Source organism: Saccharopolyspora sp. 7B (assembly GCF_020177435.1).
In the GTDB taxonomy this organism is placed as follows: Bacteria; Actinomycetota; Actinomycetes; order Mycobacteriales; family Pseudonocardiaceae; genus Saccharopolyspora_C; species Saccharopolyspora_C gregorii.
The window spans coordinates 1-18,242 of record NZ_JAIUKC010000019.1; the positions used below are offsets into that span (position 1 = coordinate 1).

Annotated in this window: 18 protein-coding genes; 12 read left to right on the forward strand and 6 right to left on the reverse strand. The window is 72.7% G+C overall.

What is annotated here, in order from left to right:
• Positions 1–114: 114 nt before the first annotated feature.
• Both LCD33_RS04070 and LCD33_RS29560 read right to left on the reverse strand, forming a co-directional pair.
• Positions 115–1,728 (reverse strand): cation acetate symporter, encoded by a 1,614-nt coding sequence (locus LCD33_RS04070; protein WP_224968566.1) that lies wholly within the window; start codon positions 1,726–1,728, stop codon positions 115–117.
• Complete coding sequence (locus LCD33_RS29560; protein WP_224957832.1) at positions 1,728–2,144, reverse strand: DUF485 domain-containing protein; 417 nt, start codon at positions 2,142–2,144, stop codon at positions 1,728–1,730. The genes LCD33_RS04070 and LCD33_RS29560 overlap by 1 nt, the downstream gene beginning before the upstream one ends.
• Before the next feature lie 440 nt (positions 2,145–2,584).
• Here LCD33_RS29560 and LCD33_RS04080 point away from each other — a divergent pair, with 440 nt between their 5' ends.
• Together LCD33_RS04080 and LCD33_RS04085 are read left to right on the forward strand one after the other, a co-directional pair.
• The gene (locus LCD33_RS04080) at positions 2,585–4,075 is read left to right on the forward strand and encodes an OFA family MFS transporter (protein ID WP_224968568.1); all 1,491 of its coding nucleotides are present in this window, start codon (positions 2,585–2,587) and stop codon (positions 4,073–4,075) included.
• A gap of 10 nt (positions 4,076–4,085) precedes the next feature.
• Positions 4,086–4,223, forward strand: coding sequence for a hypothetical protein (locus tag LCD33_RS04085; RefSeq protein WP_224957903.1), 138 nt, complete (start codon positions 4,086–4,088; stop codon positions 4,221–4,223).
• A 136-nt stretch (positions 4,224–4,359) separates the two neighbouring features.
• Here LCD33_RS04085 and LCD33_RS04090 read toward each other — a convergent pair whose 3' ends face one another.
• On the reverse strand, positions 4,360–4,563 hold the full coding sequence (locus LCD33_RS04090; RefSeq protein ID WP_224957835.1) for a cold-shock protein: 204 nt from the start codon (positions 4,561–4,563) through the stop codon (positions 4,360–4,362).
• 420 nt (positions 4,564–4,983) lie between these two features.
• Between LCD33_RS04090 and LCD33_RS04095 the strand changes: the two genes are divergently transcribed.
• Positions 4,984–6,234 carry a sensor histidine kinase gene (locus LCD33_RS04095; RefSeq protein WP_224977529.1) on the forward strand — a complete coding sequence of 417 codons (1,251 nt, stop codon included), beginning with the start codon at positions 4,984–4,986 and terminating at the stop codon, positions 6,232–6,234.
• Positions 6,231–6,893: a response regulator transcription factor gene (locus tag LCD33_RS04100; protein WP_224957837.1), complete on the forward strand. Its 663-nt coding sequence runs from the start codon at positions 6,231–6,233 to the stop codon at positions 6,891–6,893. Before LCD33_RS04095 ends, LCD33_RS04100 begins: the two co-directional genes overlap by 4 nt.
• Positions 6,894–7,061: 168 nt before the next feature.
• On the opposite strand, the gene LCD33_RS04105 is transcribed toward LCD33_RS04100, so the two are convergent.
• The gene (locus LCD33_RS04105) at positions 7,062–7,952 is read right to left on the reverse strand and encodes a CPBP family intramembrane glutamic endopeptidase (RefSeq protein WP_224977530.1); all 891 of its coding nucleotides are present in this window, start codon (positions 7,950–7,952) and stop codon (positions 7,062–7,064) included.
• Positions 7,953–8,128: 176 nt separating this feature from the next.
• On the opposite strand from LCD33_RS04105, the gene LCD33_RS04110 reads away from it, so the two are divergent.
• From LCD33_RS04110 to LCD33_RS04125, 4 genes are read left to right on the forward strand one after another with little or no spacing between them, the layout of a single operon-like run.
• Positions 8,129–8,860 carry a GntR family transcriptional regulator gene (locus LCD33_RS04110; RefSeq protein WP_224957840.1) on the forward strand — a complete coding sequence of 244 codons (732 nt, stop codon included), beginning with the start codon at positions 8,129–8,131 and terminating at the stop codon, positions 8,858–8,860.
• Entirely contained in the window at positions 8,857–9,879 is a 1,023-nt protein-coding gene (locus LCD33_RS04115; protein WP_224957841.1) for an ADP-ribosylglycohydrolase family protein, read from the forward strand. Before LCD33_RS04110 ends, LCD33_RS04115 begins: the two co-directional genes overlap by 4 nt.
• A 5-nt stretch (positions 9,880–9,884) precedes the next feature.
• A complete protein-coding gene (locus tag LCD33_RS04120; RefSeq protein WP_224977531.1) occupies positions 9,885–11,354 on the forward strand; it encodes a cytosine permease in 1,470 nt (489 codons plus the stop codon).
• Positions 11,351–12,295: a PfkB family carbohydrate kinase gene (locus tag LCD33_RS04125; RefSeq protein ID WP_224977532.1), complete on the forward strand. Its 945-nt coding sequence runs from the start codon at positions 11,351–11,353 to the stop codon at positions 12,293–12,295. The genes LCD33_RS04120 and LCD33_RS04125 overlap by 4 nt, the downstream gene beginning before the upstream one ends.
• 16 nt (positions 12,296–12,311) lie before the next feature.
• Here LCD33_RS04125 and LCD33_RS04130 read toward each other — a convergent pair whose 3' ends face one another.
• Positions 12,312–13,025 (reverse strand): haloacid dehalogenase type II, encoded by a 714-nt coding sequence (locus LCD33_RS04130; RefSeq protein WP_224957845.1) that lies wholly within the window; start codon positions 13,023–13,025, stop codon positions 12,312–12,314.
• Between the two features lie 137 nt (positions 13,026–13,162).
• Between LCD33_RS04130 and LCD33_RS04135 the strand changes: the two genes are divergently transcribed.
• The 3 genes from LCD33_RS04135 (at position 13,163) to LCD33_RS04145 (ending at position 15,605) form a co-directional block, all read left to right on the forward strand.
• Positions 13,163–13,975 (forward strand): DMT family transporter, encoded by an 813-nt coding sequence (locus LCD33_RS04135; RefSeq protein ID WP_224977533.1) that lies wholly within the window; start codon positions 13,163–13,165, stop codon positions 13,973–13,975.
• 58 nt (positions 13,976–14,033) lie between these two features.
• Positions 14,034–14,432: a CocE/NonD family hydrolase C-terminal non-catalytic domain-containing protein gene (locus tag LCD33_RS04140; RefSeq protein WP_224977534.1), complete on the forward strand. Its 399-nt coding sequence runs from the start codon at positions 14,034–14,036 to the stop codon at positions 14,430–14,432.
• 84 nt (positions 14,433–14,516) lie between these two features.
• Positions 14,517–15,605 (forward strand): amidohydrolase family protein, encoded by a 1,089-nt coding sequence (locus LCD33_RS04145; RefSeq protein WP_224957850.1) that lies wholly within the window; start codon positions 14,517–14,519, stop codon positions 15,603–15,605.
• A 364-nt stretch (positions 15,606–15,969) separates the two neighbouring features.
• Here the strand turns inward: LCD33_RS04145 and LCD33_RS04150 are convergent, their stop codons facing one another.
• Positions 15,970–16,899, reverse strand: a complete 930-nt coding sequence (locus tag LCD33_RS04150) for a zinc-binding alcohol dehydrogenase family protein (RefSeq protein WP_224977535.1) — start codon at positions 16,897–16,899, stop codon at positions 15,970–15,972.
• A gap of 172 nt (positions 16,900–17,071) precedes the next feature.
• On the opposite strand from LCD33_RS04150, the gene LCD33_RS04155 reads away from it, so the two are divergent.
• Entirely contained in the window at positions 17,072–18,007 is a 936-nt protein-coding gene (locus tag LCD33_RS04155) for an AraC family transcriptional regulator (RefSeq protein WP_224957852.1), read from the forward strand.
• Positions 18,008–18,242 lie beyond the last annotated feature (235 nt).

Sequence of the window (18,242 nt, forward strand, 5' to 3'; positions counted from 1 at the left end):
CCCCGGTCCCCCCCGCGGCGCCGCGCGCCCCCCCCCCCCCCCCCCCCCCCCCCCGCCCGCCCGCCCCCCCCCCCCCGCCCGCGGCCGCCCCCGCGGCGGCGTGCGCGGCGAGCGTCAGGCGCGTTGCGGTTCCTTGAGGCCGGAGCCGATCCCGGTGAGGGAGCGGACCTCCATCTCGGCCTGCTTGACCGGGTCCTGGTCCTTCTTGCCGAGCAGGGTGCCGAGGAAACCGGCCAGGAAGCCCAGCGGGATGGACACGATGCCCGGGTTGGTGAGCGGGAACAGGTCGAAGTCGGCGTTGGGGAACATCGCCGAAGGCCGTCCCGACACCGCGGGCGAGAACGCGATGAGCACGATGCACGACACGAGGCCGGTGTACATCGACCACAACGTCCCGGTGGTGTTGAAGCGCCGCCAGAACAGCGAGTACAGCATCGTCGGCAGGTTCGCCGAGGCGGCCAGCGCCAGCGCCAGCGACACCATGAACGCCGCGTTCTGCCCGATGGCCGCGATGCCGCCGACGGTGGAGAGCACGCCGACCACGAGCGCGGTGAGGCGGGCGACTCGGATCTCGGAGCCGGTGTCGGCCTTGCCGCGCTTGATGATGTTCGCGTAGACGTCGTGCGCGAACGAGGCGGACGCGGTGAGCGTGAGGCCCGCGACGACCGCGAGGATCGTGGCGAACGCGATCGCGGCGACCACGCCCAGCAGCCAGGAACCGCCGATGCGGTGGGCCAGCAGCAGCGCCGCCGAGTTCTCCCCGCCGGGCGCGTTGGTGATCGCGTCGGAACCGACCAGCGCGGTCGCGCCGAAGCCGAGCAGCATCGTCGCCAGGTAGAACACGATCATCGTCCAGGTGATCCACACGACCGAGCGGCGCGCCTCGCGGGCGCTGGGCACCGTGTAGAACCGCATCATGATGTGCGGCAGGCAGGAGATGCCCAGCACGATCGCCATCGCCAGCGAGATGAAGTCGATCCGCGACAGCGAGGTCTGGCCGTACTGCGCGCCCGGTTCCAGCAGCGCCTGGCCGAGCGGGCTGTTGGCCGCCGCCTGCTCCAGCAGGCCGGAGAGGTCGTAGGAGAAGCGGCCGATCAGGAACACCGCCATCAGCGACACGCAGATCAGCAGCAGCGTGGCCTTGATGATCTGCACCCAGGTGGTGCCCTTCATGCCGCCGACCAGCACGTAGAAGATCATGATGAGGCCGACGGCGACGACGACCATCGCCTGCCCGAACTTGCTCTGCACGTCCAGCAGCAGCGCGACGAGACCACCGGCGCTCGCCATCTGCGCGACCATGTAGAAGAACGAGATGACCAGCGTCGTGTTCGCGGCGGCCGCGCGGACGGGCCGCTGCCGCATCCGGTAACCGATCACGTCGCCCATCGTGAACCGCCCGGTGTTGCGCACCAGTTCGGCGATGAGCATCAGTTCGATCAGCCACGCCACGAGGAACCCGACGGAGTAGAGGAACCCGTCGTACCCGTGCACGGCGATGGCCCCGGCGACGCCGAGGAACGAGGCGGCGGAGAGCCAGTCACCGGCCAGCGCGATGCCGTTCTGCGCGCCGGTGAGGTTGCCGCCCGCCACGTAGTAGTCGGAGGCGGTCGTGTTCCGGTTCGACACCCGGTACACCACGAACAGCGTCAGCAGCACGAATCCGGCGAAAACGCTGACGGTGGTCGTCGGGTCGCCGACGGCCCCGGCCGCGATGGTGGTCGTCATCAGCGGTCGGCCCCTTCCTGCTCGCGCAGCTGGTCCACCAGCGGATCGATGCGCCTGCGCACGTACCGCCCGTAGAGCACGGTGACGATCGCGGTGGTGACGAACTGGAGCAGCCCCAGCACGATGCCCATGTTCACGTAGCCGTACACCTGCCGGCTCATGAAGTCCTCGGCGTAGGCGCCGAGCGCGACGTAGGTGAAGTACCAAGCGAGGACGAGCAGCGTCACCGGGAACACGAACCACCGGAATCGACGCCGGAGCGCGACGAAATCGTCGCTTTCCTGAATTGCGGCGAAATCGGTTCCACCCGAGTTCGCGGGGCGCCGGAGGCTGTGTTTCGAGATGTTGCCGAATCGTGGCTCGGCGTACTGACCGTCAAGCCGGTCTCGGCTTCGGTTCTCCGACGTTCGGGGCATGCTGTGGATCCTTCGGGCTTGCTCGCGCGTCAAGGAATCCGGAGTCTATCCCCTCGGGGCCAAAGAAACACGTGCGGGCGCTATCCGAACTTCCAGCTACATCAGCGCAAATAATTGGTCTCGAAACGGTCACAACATTGGTCACGGGACCAACACGATGCGCTACACGGCGTAACCGAGACTGAGGCGTTTTGTAATTAATACGTGCGTTTCGCCCGACTCGAACGGGCACTTTCCCGTGCGTAGCAAGGCCCTTCCCGCCCACCAGCAGCGATCACGAATCGTGACGGGTGATCCGGACCCCAGCGCACCCCGCCTCGATTGTTCGCCAATTTCCCGTTTGACCAGGCAGGTAGCATCTCGAATTCGTGCGCCCCTCACGTGCCGGGGCGCGTTTCCGGTACCAGCCACCGGAACCCTTGCACCAAGGAGGTTTACTTGTGACAGTGCGTGACGGATTCTCGGTCGTTGCGCCACCGACCTGGAACCGTTGGCTAGTCCCACCCGCCGCGCTGGCCATCCATCTTTCCATCGGGCAGGCCTACGCGTGGAGCGTTTTCAAAAGCCCGCTGGAATCGAGCCTCCAGATTTCCGGGACCGGTAGCGCGCTGCCGTTCCAGGTGGCCATCTTCTTCCTCGGGCTGTCGGCGGCGTTCGGCGGCAAGTTCGTGGAGTCCCGCGGCCCGCGCTGGGCCATGCTGGTCTCCACCATCGCCTTCGCCTCGGGCTTCCTGATCTCCGCCCTGGGCATGTACCTGGGGCAGTACTGGCTCGTCGTCGTCGGGTACGGCGTGGTCGGTGGCATCGGCCTCGGGATCGGGTACATCGCACCGGTGTCGACGCTGATGAAGTGGTTCCCGGACCGCCCAGGTCTGGCCACGGGCATCGCCATCATGGGCTTCGGCGGCGGCGCGATCATCGCCTCGCCGTGGTCGACCGCGATGCTCGACGCCTTCGGCAAGACCACCAGCGGCATCGGCAGCACGTTCCTGGTGCACGGCATCGTCTACGCCGTGTTCATGACGCTCGGCATCCTGCTGGTCCGGGTTCCCCCGCCGGGCTGGACCCCGCCGGGCTGGACCCCTGCCGCCGCGGCCAAGAGCACCAACCCCATCAAGGTCTCGGCCAACAACGCGCTCCGCACGCCGCAGTTCTGGTTGCTGTGGATCGTGCTGTGCCTGAACGTGACCGCGGGCATCGGGATCCTGCAGAAGGCCTCCCCGATGATCCAGGACTTCTTCGCGGGGACCAGCACTCCGGTAGCCGTCGCCGCGGCGACCGGGTTCGTGTCCCTGCTGTCCCTGGCCAACATGGGCGGCCGCTTCGCGTGGTCGGCGCTGTCCGACCGCACCGGGCGCAAGAACATCTACCGGGTCTACCTCGGAGTGGGTGCGCTCGCGTACCTGCTGCTGCTGTTCGCGGGAGACAGCAGCGTCGCGCTGTTCGTCGTCGCCGCCATGCTGATCATGTCGTTCTACGGGGCGGGCTTCGCGACGATCCCCGCCTACCTGAAGGACCTGTTCGGCACCTTCGAGGTCGGCGCCATCCACGGCAGGCTGCTCACCGCCTGGTCGGTGGCGGGCGTGCTCGGGCCGGCCATCGTGGACGCGCTCGCCGACTCCGGCGAGGCCGCGGGCAAGTCCGGTGCGGACCTGTACACGGTGTCGTTCTACCTGATGACCGGCGCGCTGGTGATCGGGTTCGTGGCGAACGAGCTGATCCGCCCGGTGCACTCCCGGTTCTACGAGCCGGAGCAGGCCGCGGCGGAGGCCGAGTCCGGTTCCGGCGACGCGGCGGAGACCGCCGAGTCCGAGTCCGCGGACTCCGCGAAGTCCGAGCAGGCCGACGCGGACGACTCCGCGGCGGAGAAGGCCGACGAGTCGACGGACACCGCGAAGGCGTCCAGCACGTCCGGCGAGCAGAGCAGCTGAGGGGCGAGAGATGACCGAGCAGAAAACCGCACCCGAAGGCGGGATCGGGGTCAAGGCCCTCCTCACCGTGTCCTGGCTGTGGGTGGGCGTCCCGTTCGCGATCGGCGTCTACCAGCTCGTGATCAAGGCGGCGCAGCTGTTCGCGTGAGCGGCGCCGCCCGGTGATCGACCGGGCCGAAAAACACTGAGGCCGACCGTCCAGCTGGACGGTCGGCCTCAGTTGTGATCACCCCCGGATCGCGGGGAGTCCCCGGCCCGGGTTCACATCGCCTGGAAGGCGAAGATCAGACCACGCGCACGGACTCGGCCTGCGGGCCCTTCGGGCCCTGCGTGACCTCGAAGGAGACCGTCTGGTTCTCCTCCAGGGTGCGGAAGCCGGCGGCGTCGATGGCCGAGTAGTGGACGAAGACGTCGGGTCCACCCTCGGACGGCTCGATGAAGCCGAAGCCCTTCTCCGAGTTGAACCACTTCACGGTGCCCTGTGCCATGTTCCTGCTCCATCCTGGTAGCTGGTCGGTTCCGGTGCCAGGTCCGGCACCGGGGTCGCGGATCTCAGACGGCGACTACTCCAGCTACTCCCAAGACAGCAGCTCGCCCGCATCAGCACTCCTGCGAGCGTGCGAAAAACACGAACCCAGAAACAACGACCGCCATCGAGAATACACGTCGGCCCGCGGAGGTCCGAGCCCTCGACCGCCCCGCCCGCGCCGCGCACCAGGCGGAGGCCGGTCTCCGCTGCGGATTCAGCCCGTGGCGAACCCCCGATCGTGGCGGAGAACACCGCCCGCCGAGCCGCGATCCGCGCTCCCCCGGGCGGCTCGGGACCCCCGGCTAAGATCGCCGCGTGCCGCCGACAGGCGCGGACGCCGGGCCCGCGGATCGTCCGCCGCGGCGCGGAAGGAGCACGGATGCGCATCCCGCCGAGCGCGCCGCGGCCGCTGAACCCGATGGCCGCCGCCGGGTGCGGAGTGGTCTCGCTGGCCCTGTTCCTCGCGATCCCGCTGGCCGGTGCCGCGGACCCGACGCTCGGCGACCTGCCTTCGCCCGGCGAGGGCCGGTGGTGGCTGCTGGGCGCGGTGCTGCTGGTGCAGGCGGTCACCGCGGTGCAGGTGAACCGCCGCCCCGAGGTGGTGCTGCCGCTGGTCGCCGGGGTTCCGCTGGTGGCGGCCTGGTTCGGTCCGAACGCGGCGTTCAGCACCACCGCGGTGACCTTGATCGCGTCGGTGTACCTCGCGGTCGTGGCCCGGATGCGGCGGCCGCGGGTCGTGCTGCCCGCCGCGTGGCTGCTGGTGGCGACCGCCCAGGCCTGCAACGAGGTGCGCGGCGGAGCGCTGACGGTGCCGGAGGCGCTGCTGGCCGGGCCGGCGCAGGCGCTGGTCGTCGTCGGGCTGCCGCTGCTGGCCGGGTCCGTGGTCGCGGCGCAGCGGGACGCCCGCGACGCCCGCGAGCAGGAGGCGCGGGCGCTGCGGCGCGAGCAGGGCGCGCTGCTGGAGGCCGCGGTGTCGCAGCAGCGCGCCGCGATGTCCCGGGAGCTGCACGACATCGCCGCGCACCACCTGTCCGGGATCGCGCTGATGGCGGCGGTGATCGACCGCCGGATCGACTCGGACCCGGCGGCGGCGAAGGAGGCGGCCCGCGAGATCCGGCAGCAGAGCACCGCGGTCCTCGACGACCTGCGGCGGCTCGTCGGGCTGTTGCGGGAGGATCCGGGTGCGGAGTCGCCGGTCGCCGCGCTGGAGGCGGTGCCGGAGCTCGTCGCCCAGCGCCGGGCCACCGGTGCGGAGATCGACCTGGTGCTGCCCGAGTCGGGGACCGACGGCGTCGGCCCGCTCGCCCAGCTCGTCGCCTACCGCGCCGTCCAGGAGTCGCTGGCCAACGCGGCGGCGCACGCCCCGGGCGCGCGCTGCGCGGTGGAGATCGGCGCCCGGGACCGGGACCGCGTGCAGGTCGTCGTCCGCAACGGCTCCCCCGCCGCCGCGGGCGCGGGACCGGGCGGCGGGTACGGCCTGCTCGGCATGGCCGAGCGCGCCCAGCTCGTCGGCGCCGACCTGGACTACGGCCCCACTGCGGGCGGCGGCTGGGAAGTGCGCCTGCTGCTGCCCCGCGAAGACCCGTCCCCCGCGGCGTCCGCGCCGCCGACCCCGGAGGCAACGGCGTGATCCGCGTCCTCGTCGCCGACGACCAGCACCTGACCCGCGCCGGGCTGTCGGCGCTGCTGGGCGGCGAACCCGACATCGAGGTGGTGGGCCTGGCCCGCGACGGCACCGAGGCGCTGGCGATGGCCCGCGAACTGGCGCCCGACGTGGCGTGCCTGGACATCCGGATGCCGGGTCGCAGCGGCATCGAGGTGGCGGCCGAGCTGTGCGCCGCGGACGCCGACCCGCAGGTGGCGGTGCTGGTGCTGACCACGTTCGACCTGGACGACTACGTGTTCGGCGCGTTGGAGGCCGGTGCCTCCGGGTTCCTGCTCAAGGACGCGGAGCCGGACGCGATCGTCGGCGCGGTCCGCCAGGTCGCCGCCGGGCAGGGCACCATCGACCAGAGCCTGACCCGGCGGATCCTGCGCGAGTTCGTGCACCGCCGCCGCCTGCAACCGGTGACCGCGCGCCGGGCCGGGGACCTGCTCACCCCGCGGGAGCACGAGATCCTGCTGCTGCTCGCGCAGGGCATGTCGAACGAGGACATCGCCCGCGCCCTCGTCGTCGAGGTGTCCACGGTGAAGTCGCACCTGGCGCGGATGCTGCCGAAGCTCGGCGTGCAGTCCCGGTTGCAGGCGGTGGTGTGGGCGTACCAGAACCACGTGGTCGCGGTCCCGTGACCGGCTCCCCGGTCGCGGGCCGGGACAGGGGCCGCGCGGGGGGGCGGCGCGGCGCCCCCGGCCCCCCGCCCCCCGGGGGGGGGCGCCGGCCCCCCCCCGGGGGGCCCCCCCGGCCCCCCCCCCCCCCCCCCCCCCCGCTGGGGCGCGACGAGCACCCGTCGGCCCGGGTCAACCCCGGTAACCGAGCCTGCCCTTGGTGCCGACCAGCACGAGCAGGGAGGCGACGACCGTCCCGGAGGCCATCGCGATCATCGCGAGGTCCACGTCGATCGTCGGGAACATCTCCGACCACACGAGCGTGGAGAAGTTGTTCGCGCTCACGTGCAGCAGCATCGACAGCGGCAGGCTCTCCCCGGTGCGGTTGAACACCCAGGTCATGACGATGTTGAACGAGATGCAGAAGACGGCGAACGCCACCGGCAGGGTCCAGTGCGCGTGCGGCCAGCGGCCCCATTCGGTGAAGAACAGCGGCAGGTGCCACACGGTCCACAGCGGGCCGAGCACCATCGAGCCGGCCAGCGGCCCGAACCGGCGTTGGAGGCGGGGCAGCGCGAAGTCCCGCCAGCCCGGTTCCTCCGCCAACCCCGTCGTGATCATCTGGATGAGCAGTCCGGGCACGTAGGCGGCGACCACCATCATCGACGGCGCGTGCACCTGCCCGCCGGAGAAGGCGTACCCGGCGGCCAGCATCGTCACCGGCACGCCCAGCAGCGTGATCGCGTACCAGTGCCAGCGGACCCGCCACCGCCACATCCGGCCGACCCAGCGGCGCAGCCCGGCGCGCCCGTCCGCGATCGCCGTCACCAGCAGCGCGGACCCGATCGGTCCGAGGTAGGCGCCGGGCAGCATGCCGAGGAGCTGGCTGGTGCCCAGCACCTCCGGGAAGCGGAAGTCCCACACCCCGATCCCGTTGCGGGACAGGATGTAGGGCACCCAGGCCGACCAGCTCAGGCCGTTGGCGAGCAGGAAGAAGCTCAGCATCGGGCGGCGCCGGATCAGTCCGCGCAGCCCCTTCGTCGGTTCCGCGGTCTCCCGCGTGGTGATGTCCTTCGTGGTCACGTACTGGAGCCAACCAGCGGAGCCCCGCCCGCTTCGAGCTCCGGAAGGTCGAACCCGGGCGCTGCCATCGAAAGTTGCAAGCGGGTGTCCACTGCGGACGCGGCCGTCGGCCCGGACGTCGCGGGTCGTCGCGCTCGCGGTTGCCGGCGTCTCCAGCATGCTGTACATGTACCTACATGTATAAACAGGTCTCGCCGGGGAAACGGCAGCAGATCGTCGACACCCTCGCGCAGCGCATCCGCGACGGCCACTACCGGCTCGGCGAGAAGCTGGACGGGGAACTGCGCCTCGCCGAGGAGTTCGACGTCTCGCGCGGCACCGTCCGGCAGGCGCTCAACGAGCTCCAGCACCTGCGGCTCATCGCCACCGAGAGCGGACGCGGCTCGTTCGTCATCTTCAACGGGCACCAGCTCAGCCAGGACCGCGGCTGGGCCCAATCGCTCGCCGACACCGGCAGCGAGATCACCGTCGCCGTCCTCGGCCTCGAACGCGTGGAGCGCGCCGACGTGCCGCTGCTGCCGCCCGAAGTGCGGCTCGACCGGGGCATCGCGATCCGCCGCGTCCGCATCCTCCGCTCCGCGGACGGCGTCGAACCGATCTCCTTCGAGCACTCCACCGTGCCCGCCGAAGGCACCCTCGAACAGCTGCCGGAGACCGGGCTGGTGAAGGGCTCGATCTCCCAGACCCTCGCGCAAGCCGGGTACCTGCTGACCCGCGGCACCCAGCGGGCGGACGTGCACTGGCTGGACGAGCGGGAAGCCGGGATCCTGCACCGCGAAGCGGGCAGCGCGTTCCTGCGCACCGCCCGCACCTCGTTCACCGACGACGGCCGGTTCGCCGAGCACGTCGTCTCGCTGCTCGACCCGCGGTACTTCACCCTCGCGCTGAACTTCGGCGACCAGCGATGAACGCCGAGCACGACCCGGCGTTCGACCGCGCGCACGGCGCCCTGCTCGGCCTCGCCATCGGCGACGCCCTCGGCATGCCCACCCAGTCGATGCCGCGGGACCTGGTGCGCGCGCGCTACGGCCGGATCGAGGACTTCGTCGACGGCGCGGCCGACCAGCCGATCGCGCCCGGCATGGCCGCGGGATCGGTCACCGACGACACCGACCAGGCGATGATCGTCGCGCGGCTGGTCGCGGACGGCGACGGGGGCATCGATCCGCACGCCTTCGCCGCGGAACTCATCGCCTGGGAGCAGGTGATGGTCGAGCGCGGCTCGCTGGACCTGCTCGGCCCCTCCACCAACGCCGCCCTGGCGAAGCTGCAGGCGGGCGCCCCCATCGAGGAGACCGGCCGCTACGGGACCACGAACGGCGCCGCGATGCGCATCGCCCCCGTCGGCATCGCGCACACCCCGGGCGAGCGCCTGCTCGACGCAGTCGTCGAAGCCAGCCGCGTCACCCACAACACCGGGCTCGGCATCTCCGCGGCCGCCGCGATCGCCGCCGCCGTGTCCGCGGGCGTCGACGGCGTGGACGTCCCCGGCGCGCTCGCGGCCGCCGCCACCGCGGCCCGCGACGGCGAATCGCGCGGGCACTGGGTGGCGGGCGGTTCGATCGCCGCCCGGCTGGAGTCCTTCCGCGCGAAGGCGCGGCGGCTCGGCACCGCGGAGTTCGCGACCTTCCTCTACGAGGTGGTCGGCACCTCGGTGCAGTCGCAGGAATCGGTCGTCGCGGCCCTCCTGCTCGTCGAACGCGGCGCCGACGACCCGTTCGCGGCGCTGTGCACCGCTGCTTCCCTCGGCGGCGACACCGACACCGTCGCCGCCATGGCCGGAGCGGTGCTGGGTGCCGTGCACGGCACCGCCGCCTTCCCCGCAGCGGCGGTCCACCGGGTCCTGGCGGTCAACGCCCTGGAACCGGCACCACTCGCGCGGCGGCTCCTCGCCGTGCGGCGATCGTCAACGGAGATGATGAGGTGACCCCTGTGTCCGAGACCGGATCCCCGGCGGCGAGCGCGCCGGAAGCACCCCCGGCCGGCGCGCTCGGAGCGGTCGAGCAGCGCGGCATCGAACCGGTGCCCGCCGCCGAACGCACCGGGAACCCGCTGCAGCTGTTCTGGGTGTGGTTCGCGGCGAACATCTCCGTGGTCGGTATGCCCCTCGGCGTCAGCCTCGTCGCCCTCGGCCTGTCCGCGTGGCAGGCGGTCGTCGTCGCGTTCCTCGGCTCGTTCGGCTCCTTCGCCGTCGTCGGCCTGATCTCCGTCGCCGGGCGGCGCGGCGGGGCGCCGAGCCTCACCCTGTCCCGCGCCGTGTTCGGCACCCGGGGCAACGCGGGGCCGACGGCGGTCGCGCTGGTGTCGCGGCTCGGCTGGGAGACGGTGAACACGTCCACGGCCGCGCTCGCGATCGTCACCATCGTCTCGCTGCTCGCGGGCACCGGCGGCGACGCGAAGTCCGCGCCGGTCGTCGCGGTCGTGGGCGTCGCGCTGTTCGTCGGCTTCACCGTCGCCGTCTCCGGGATGGGCCACGGCGCGATCCTCGTCGTGCAGAAGTGGTCCACCTGGATCTTCGGGGCCGCGAACCTGGCGATCCTCGGCTTCCTGGTCGTCAACATCGACTGGGCCGAGGTCGGCCGCGCCCCGGGCGGGGACCTCGCCGCGGTCCTGACCGGCATCGGGACCATCGTCGCGGGCACCGGCATCGGCTGGGCGAACTCCGGGGCCGACATGGCGCGCTACCAGGCGCCGAGCGTGCGCGCGGTGCCGCTGGTGATGTCCGCGTCGGCCGGTGCCGGCATCCCGCTGGTGATCATGATCGGCATGGGGTCGGTGCTCGGCTCGTCCGATCCGGCGATCGCCGCGTCCGCGAACCCGCTGGACGCGATCCGGGACACGCTGCCGCTGCCGGTCGCCGTGGGCTACATGCTGATCTCGTTCGTCGGGCTGCTGCTGTCGAACCACCTGTCGGTGTACTCGGCGGGGCTGACCACGCTCACCCTCGGGCTGCGGGTGAAGCGGGTGTACGCGGTGATCGTGGACGTGGTGGTCACGACGGTCGCCTCGCTGCTGTTCCTGCTGGTCGCGGACGGGTTCTACCGGCCGTTCACCACGTTCATCTCGCTGCTGGCGGTGCCGATCTCGGCGTGGGTGGGGATCTTCCTCGTCGACATGCTGCGGCGCCGCGAGTACGACCCGGTGGCGCTGCTGGACCTGACCCCGCGCAGCGCCTACCACTACCGCGGCGGGGTGCGGTGGGCCGCGTTCGGCCCGTGGCTGGCCGCCATCGTCTTCGCCGCGCTGTTCATGCAGGTCACGCCGGGCGATGTCCCGTGGTACACCGGGCCGCTGCACGAGACCTGGATCGGGGTGAACGGCATGGCGTGGCTGGCGGCCGCCGCCGTCGGCGGGCTGCTGTACGCGGCGTTCGGCCTGCGCTCCGCGGCGGGTCCGCGATGAGCGGGCGCGTCATCCACACCGGGCAGGGCGTCGTGGACCTGGTGCTGCGGGTTCCCGCGGTGCCCGCGCCGGGCGGTGACGTGTTCGCCTCCGGGCACGAGTTCCTCGCCGGCGGTGGGGTGAACGTCATGCTCGCCGCCGCGCGCGACGGGGCCCGCGTCGTGTACGCGGGCGGGCACGGGACCGGGCCGTTCGGGGACGTGGTGCGCGCGGCGCTCACCGCCGAAGGGGTCGAGCTCACCGCACCGGCCGATCCGGACCGGGACACCGGGTTCAGCATCGCGCTCGTCGACGACGGCGCGGAGCGGACGTTCGTCTCCACCGCCGGGGCGGAGTCCGAAGTGGACGCCGAGCAGCTGCGCCGCACCGCACCGGGCGACGCGGACGTCGTCTACGCGTCCGGCTACTCCCTGGTGCACGACGCCAACCGCGCCGCGCTGCTGGAGTGGTTGCCCACCGCCCCTGGCCGCGTCGTCGTCGATCCCGCCCCCGTGATCGGCGACGCCGACCTCGACGCGGTGCGCGTGCTGCTGGACCGCGCCGACGTGTGGACCACGAACGAGCGGGAGGCGCGGATCCTGCTGCGGCGCTTGGGATCCGAGTCCGCGGACGACGCGGCCGGAGTGGCGGCGGCGCTGGCCACCACCACGGGCCGCACCGTGGTGCTGCGCGCCGGACCGCGCGGTGCGCTGCTCACCCGGCCCGGTGGTGACGTGCTGCTGTGCCCCTCCCCCGCGGTCGACGCGGTGGACACCAACGGCGCGGGCGACGCGCACGCCGGGGTGATGGCGGCGCGGCTGGCCGCCGGAGCGGACCTCGAATCCGCGGTCCGGCGCGCGAGCATCGCCGCCGCGATCGCGGTCACCCGCTCCGGTCCCGCCACCGCGCCCACCACCGCCGAGGTCGATGCGGTGGTCCGCGCCTCGATCGCCGGCGGCTAGGCCGGGCGCGGCCGGGTCAGCAGCCGAGGCGGGTCGCGAGCTCGGCGGCCGAGGTGGCGGCGATGTCGCAAGTGACGTCGGCCGCGCGGTCCGCCTCGCGGTGCGGCCCCTTCTCGCCGGGCCGTTCCAAGAACGCGGTGCGCAGCCCGGCGGCGCGCGCCCCGTCCACGTCCCAGCGGTGCGCGGCGACCAGCAGCAGCTGGTGCGGTGCGACGTCCAGCAGGCGGGCGGTCGTCAGGTAGGCGGCCGGGGACGGCTTGTAGCTGCGGGCGAGCTCGGCTGAGGTGATCGCGTCGAAGGTCAGCCCCGCCGCCTTGACCAGGTCGGTCAGCAACCGGAAACCGCCGTTGGACAGCACCACCACGGTGTAGCGGGCCCGCAACCGCGCCACCAGGTCCGCGCTGTCCGGCCAGGCGGGCAGCCGGTGCCAGGCGCGCACCAGCCGGGCCCGGTCGTCCTCGCCCATCGCGCCGGCGACCCCGTGCTCGGCGAGCAGGTCGTCCAGCGATTCGCGGTGCAGCGCGTCCAGGTACGCCCACTCGCGTTCCCCGCGGTCGACCCGCGCCATCGCGGGCAGGTAGCGACCCCGCCAGCTCTCGGCGAACGCGGCGGGATCGAGCTCGACCCCGCGATCGGCGAACACCGCGCCGACCTGCTCGGTGATGCCGCTGTACCAGTCCACCGCGGTGCCGAAGATGTCGAACGCCACCACGCGCACGTCGTCGAGCATGCCGCCTCCTCGCCGGTCGTCCCGAGTTCGCTGACCCGTCAGTGACACCACGTGGCAGCGCTCGGCGCAAGCGGTGCCCGACCGCTCGACGTGGCGGCCGCGCGGCGACACCACCGCGGAGCAGGCCAGCGCTGTTCGTGAAGCTCGCCGAGGTCGGGTCGGGCACCGCGGCGTTCCTGCGCTGCGCGATCGCGCTCGTCGCGCTGGTGCCGTTGGCGGTGCGCGAGCACCGCGGGCACGGCCCGCTGGAGCCCGCGCTGCGGCGCTGGGCGGTGGCCTCGGGCGTCCTGCTCGGGCTGGACTACGTGCTGTGGACGCAGAGCATCCTCGACGTGGGCGCGGGGATCGCGACGGTGCTGAACAACGTGCAGGTGCTCGCGTTCCCGCTGCTGGCGCTGGTGTTCGGCGGCACGCCGATGGCGCGGCGGTCCCTGTTCGCCTGCCCGGTGATGCTCGCGGGGATCGCGCTGACCAGCGGCCTGCTCGTGCCGGGCGCGCAGGCGGCGCACCAGGGGCGCGGGGTGCTGCTGGGCGTGGCGTCCGGGGTCGCCTACGCCGGCTACCTGCACCTCAACCGGCTCTCCGGGCACCGCAGCCCGCGGCCCGTGGTGACGCCGGTGTGCCTGGCGACGGCGGCCGCCGCGGTGGTCACCGGTGGGGCCGGGGCGGTGACCACGGGGATCACCGTGGACCTCCCGGCGACGTCCTGGCTGTGGCTCGTGCTGCTGGCGCTGGTGGGGCAGGTCGCCGCGTGGCTGCTGCTGGCGGCGGGCGGTCGCGGGCTCGCGCCGGGCACGTCGGCGTCGCTGTTGCTGCTGCAGCCGGTCCTCGCGGTCGGGCTGGGCGTGCTGGTGCTGCGCGAGTCGCCGACCGCGGTGCAGCTCGCGGGGTGCGCGACCGTCGTCGCCGCCGTCTGGTCCGCGAACCGGCCGTCCACTTCGGACATATGACCTCGCGGCGGATTCGAGTCCACATCGGACGGACGGCTGCCGCCGACCGTCCCACCAGGTGGACGGACGACGGCTGCCACCGGCACCCGTCCCGGTACGAAACATCACCGAGCACGGCGCCTCGATCCTGCGGTACAAGGGATCCGACGGGCGCCTGCGCGTCTCGATGCGCCACCTCGACGAGGCGCTGTCGAGCGATGCGGTGCCCGCGCACAGCTTCGACCGCGTCGAGAAGCTCTCCCCCGGCGAGGTCGTCGACGTCGAGATCGACCTGCTCCCGATCGGCCTCGCGTTCCACCCCGGCGAGCAGCTCCGCTTCATCATCAGCGGCCGCAACCTGCTCGGGAGGATGATGCCCGGGATCCGCGAGTACGTTCCCGCCAACACCGGTCGGCACATCATCCACACCGGCGGCGACAGCCCTTCCTATCTGCAACTGCCCGTTCAGGCGCGATAGCCGGCCATCTCGGGAGTCCCGCACGACGGCATCCGGCGGGCGCCTCGGGGACCGGGACCGCCCGGCGGTTCGAAAGGACGACGAATGAGCACGACCACCATCACCGACGTGCGGCTGCTCGGATCCTCGGGTCCCGTCGACGTCACCTTCGCGGCCGGGACGATCTCCGCGGTCGAGCCCGCGGGCACCGCCCCGGCCGGAGGTGAGGTCGTCGCCGGGCGCGGCCGGACGCTGCTGCCCGGGCTCATCGACACCCACGTCCACCTGCTCGAACGCGCGCACCTGGCAGCGGCGGCGCGCGCCGGCATCACGACCGTCGTCGACCTCGGCACCCACCCGGACGAACTCGTCGACCGGTTGCGCGCCGAGGAAGGCGTGTCCGCTCTGCTCAGCGCCGGATCGGCCGCCTCGGCCCCCGGCAGCACCCAGATCGCACAGATGGGCTTCCCCGCGGAGAGCGGGGTGTCCGGCCCGGACGACGCCGAGCGCTACCTGGCGTGGCGCGCAGCGGCGGGTTCCGACCTGATCAAGATCATCATCGAGGATCCGGACATCACCGACGTCCCGGCGCTCGCCCCGGACGCACTCGCCGCGCTGGTCGCCGGCGCCCACGCGCGGGGCCTGCGCACCGTCGCGCACGTCGTCACCGCCGACTCCTTCACCCGCGGACTCGACGCCGGTGTCGACGTGCTGACCCACGCGCCGATCGATCGACCGCTGCCCGAGCCGACCGTGCGGCGGATGATCGAGCACCGCACGATCGCCTCGCCGACGCTCGTCATGATGCGCGGCGTGACCCGGGCCCGGTTCGGCGCGCACGCGGAGGAGGCGTTCGCCGCCGCGGTCGAAAGCGTGCGGCGCATGCACGCGGCCGGAGTGCCGATCGTGGCCGGGACGGATGCCAACGCCGCGCCGGGATCACCGGCCCCCGTCGCCCACGGCAGCTCGCTGCACGACGAGCTCCAGCTGCTCGGCGAAGCGGGCCTCTCCCCCACCGAGGCGCTGATCTCCGCGACGAGCGGCGCAGCGGCGGCGCTGGGGCTGGACGACCGGGGAACGGTCGCCCCCGGGCAGCGCGCGGACCTGCTCCTCGTGGACGGCGACCCCGTCGACGACCTCGCGGTGGCCCGCACGCTCGCCGGGGTCTGGGTGGCCGGGCAGCAGGTCGTCTGACGCGGCGAGCCGGGCACCGCGGCGGTGTTCCGCGGCCCCGGCCCCGCGGCGGATCCACCAGCACCCGAAGGAGAACGCACCTGGCACGAGTCCACATCGGACCGGGCACCGTCGCGGGCGCCGAGCACGACGGCGTCTTCCGGTTCCTCGCGATTCCCCCAACGCCGCACCACCGGTCGGCAGGCCCCGCCCGCACCGCCCCGTCGCGGCGCTCACCGGCGTCCTGGTCACGATGCTGATCTCGGCGGTTCTCCCGCGCCCGCGTGATCGACTTGCTGCGCTGAGTGACGGGCCCCCGAGCACACCGGCGACCCGGTTCGACGGCGACCCGAGCACGATCCGGTACGGCGGCGGGAACCCCGGTTCAGGACCGGGTCAGGACGATGCGCTTGCTGCTGTCGGCCGGCTGCGCCCAGGCGCGTTCGACGTCGTGGAGCGGGATCGGGTCGGCGTCCACGGCGAAGGTGCCGCGGGCGATCTCCGCCAGCACCTCCGGGGCCGCGGCCGCCATCTCCGCTCCGCTCAGCGAGCCCTGCCCGCTGCCGATCACGTCGATCCGCGAGGACCGCAGCGCCCCGGCGGGCAGCGCCGCCCGAGACCCGGCCGTCTCGCCGAGGTTGATCCAGGTCAGCGGGCGTGCCGGTTCGGGCCGGGCGGAGAGCAGCGCACCCATCGTCGTGACCGCCGGTTCGCCCCAGAGGAAGTCGAGGACCACGTCGACGTCCGGGGGTGGCGGGTCGCCGATCAGGGCCGTCCCGGTGGCGCCGCGCACCGCGGCCAGCCGTTCCGGGTCGCGCCCCACGGCGGTCACCTGCGCGGCGCCGAACAGCCGGGCCACCGCCACGGCCATCCGCCCGGTGCCACCGGTCGCGCCGAGCACCAGGACGTTCTTGCCCGGTTCCAGCGCGATCCGCCGCGTCAACGCGAGCCAGGACGCGATCACGCAGTTCATCGTCGCCGCCACCGCCACCGGGTCGGCCCCGTCGGGGAGGACGATGCTGCGCCGGGTGTCGATGACCGCTTGTTCGGCCATCGAACCGCTCCGGCCCCCGAAGATCGCGAAGAACCAGAGCCGGCCGTCCGGACCGCGCCCCACACCGTCGAGGCCCGGCACCAGGGGCAGCTCGTCGGGGGAGCTCGTGTAGTGCGAGCCGTCGGCCTGCATCCGGACTCGCGGATGGAGCCCGGCGGCCAGGACGTCGACCACGATCTCGTGCTCCTCGGTCGCTCGCGGGGAGGGCGTGTCCGCGTACCGGGGGCCGGTGCCGTACGCCGTGACCACTGCAGCTTTCATTCTCGGAAGTCCTTCCAGAGGCGGGAACGGGTGGACGAATGTCCGGAGGGAGGGAACCGGGTCCGCGCGTCGTGGGCGGTCCCTCGCCGTCATGATCGAAACTCTAAGCGGGCGCGGAGGTGCCGCCTATGCTCGAAGAACCGAGTTCTGTTCGCGATCGTCCGGAGGGCCGATGGATCCGCTGAGCGAAGTGCTGTCGCTGCTCCGGCCGCGGAGTCCGAGGACGGCCGAGGTCGACGCGGGCGGCGCGTGGGCGATCGAGCTCGACGACCTAGCCGGGCAGATCAAGTGCTACGCCGTCGTCGAGGGCTCGTGCCGGCTGACGGTCGAGGGCGGATCCGCAGAGCTGCCCGAAGGCGCCTGCTTCGTCATGCCGACCGGCCGCGGCGCCGTCATCGGCAGCGGACCGGACGTCGAACCGGCACTGGCCTCCGAAGTGCTCGGCCCGGCCCGCAGCGGGAGGGTCATCACCTACCAGGGCGGCGGCACTCGCGTGATCGGTACGCGGTTCGAGTTCGACAGTCCGAACGCGCCGGTGCTGCTGCGGTCGATGCCGACCCTCATGCGGGTCGACGCGTCCCGTGATCGTGCCCGGCTGCGCGGCGCGATCGAGCTCATGGCCGAGGAGGTCCGCGAGGCACGCCCGGGCTCGCACCTGGTCGCGCAGCAACTCGCCCACCTGATGCTGGTCCAGGCGCTGCGGCTGCACCTGGCCACTCGGTCCCCGGACGACGTCGGTTGGTTCGCCGCCCTGGCCGATCCCCGGTTGAGCGCCGCGCTGGAGGCCGTGCACGCCGACCCCGCCCACCCGTGGACCGTGCAGAAGCTCGCCGCCCGGGCCGGCATGTCCCGCACGACGTTCGCCGAGCACTTCCGGGCCCGCGCGGGCGAGACCCCGATCGCTTACCTGACCCGGTGGCGCATGATCCTGGCCGGCGAGAAGCTGCGCACCGGCGAGGACACGATCGCCCGGATCGCGAGCTCCCTGGGCTACCACTCCGAGCACGCCTTCAACGCGGCCTTCAAGCGGGAGGTGGGGGTTCCGCCCGGGCGCTACGCCCGCGCCGCCCGACCCGATCGGAACTCCGAGCGGGCCGCGGACGGCTGAACCACCGAGGATTCGTCCCGCCCACGACGCGCGGATCGTCGAGGTGGTCGACTTCCCGCACGGCTCGCACTCGGCGGCACGACAACGTCCACAAGGGACGGACACTCCGGCGACACCTCGACCCCGAGGCGGAAGAGGTGGTCGCGTTCGGCATCGGTGAGCTCGAACACCCGGGACAGCGCGATCATGAGTGGACGGCCACCCCGAACGGGGAGACCTCCTTCCGCGGAGAACC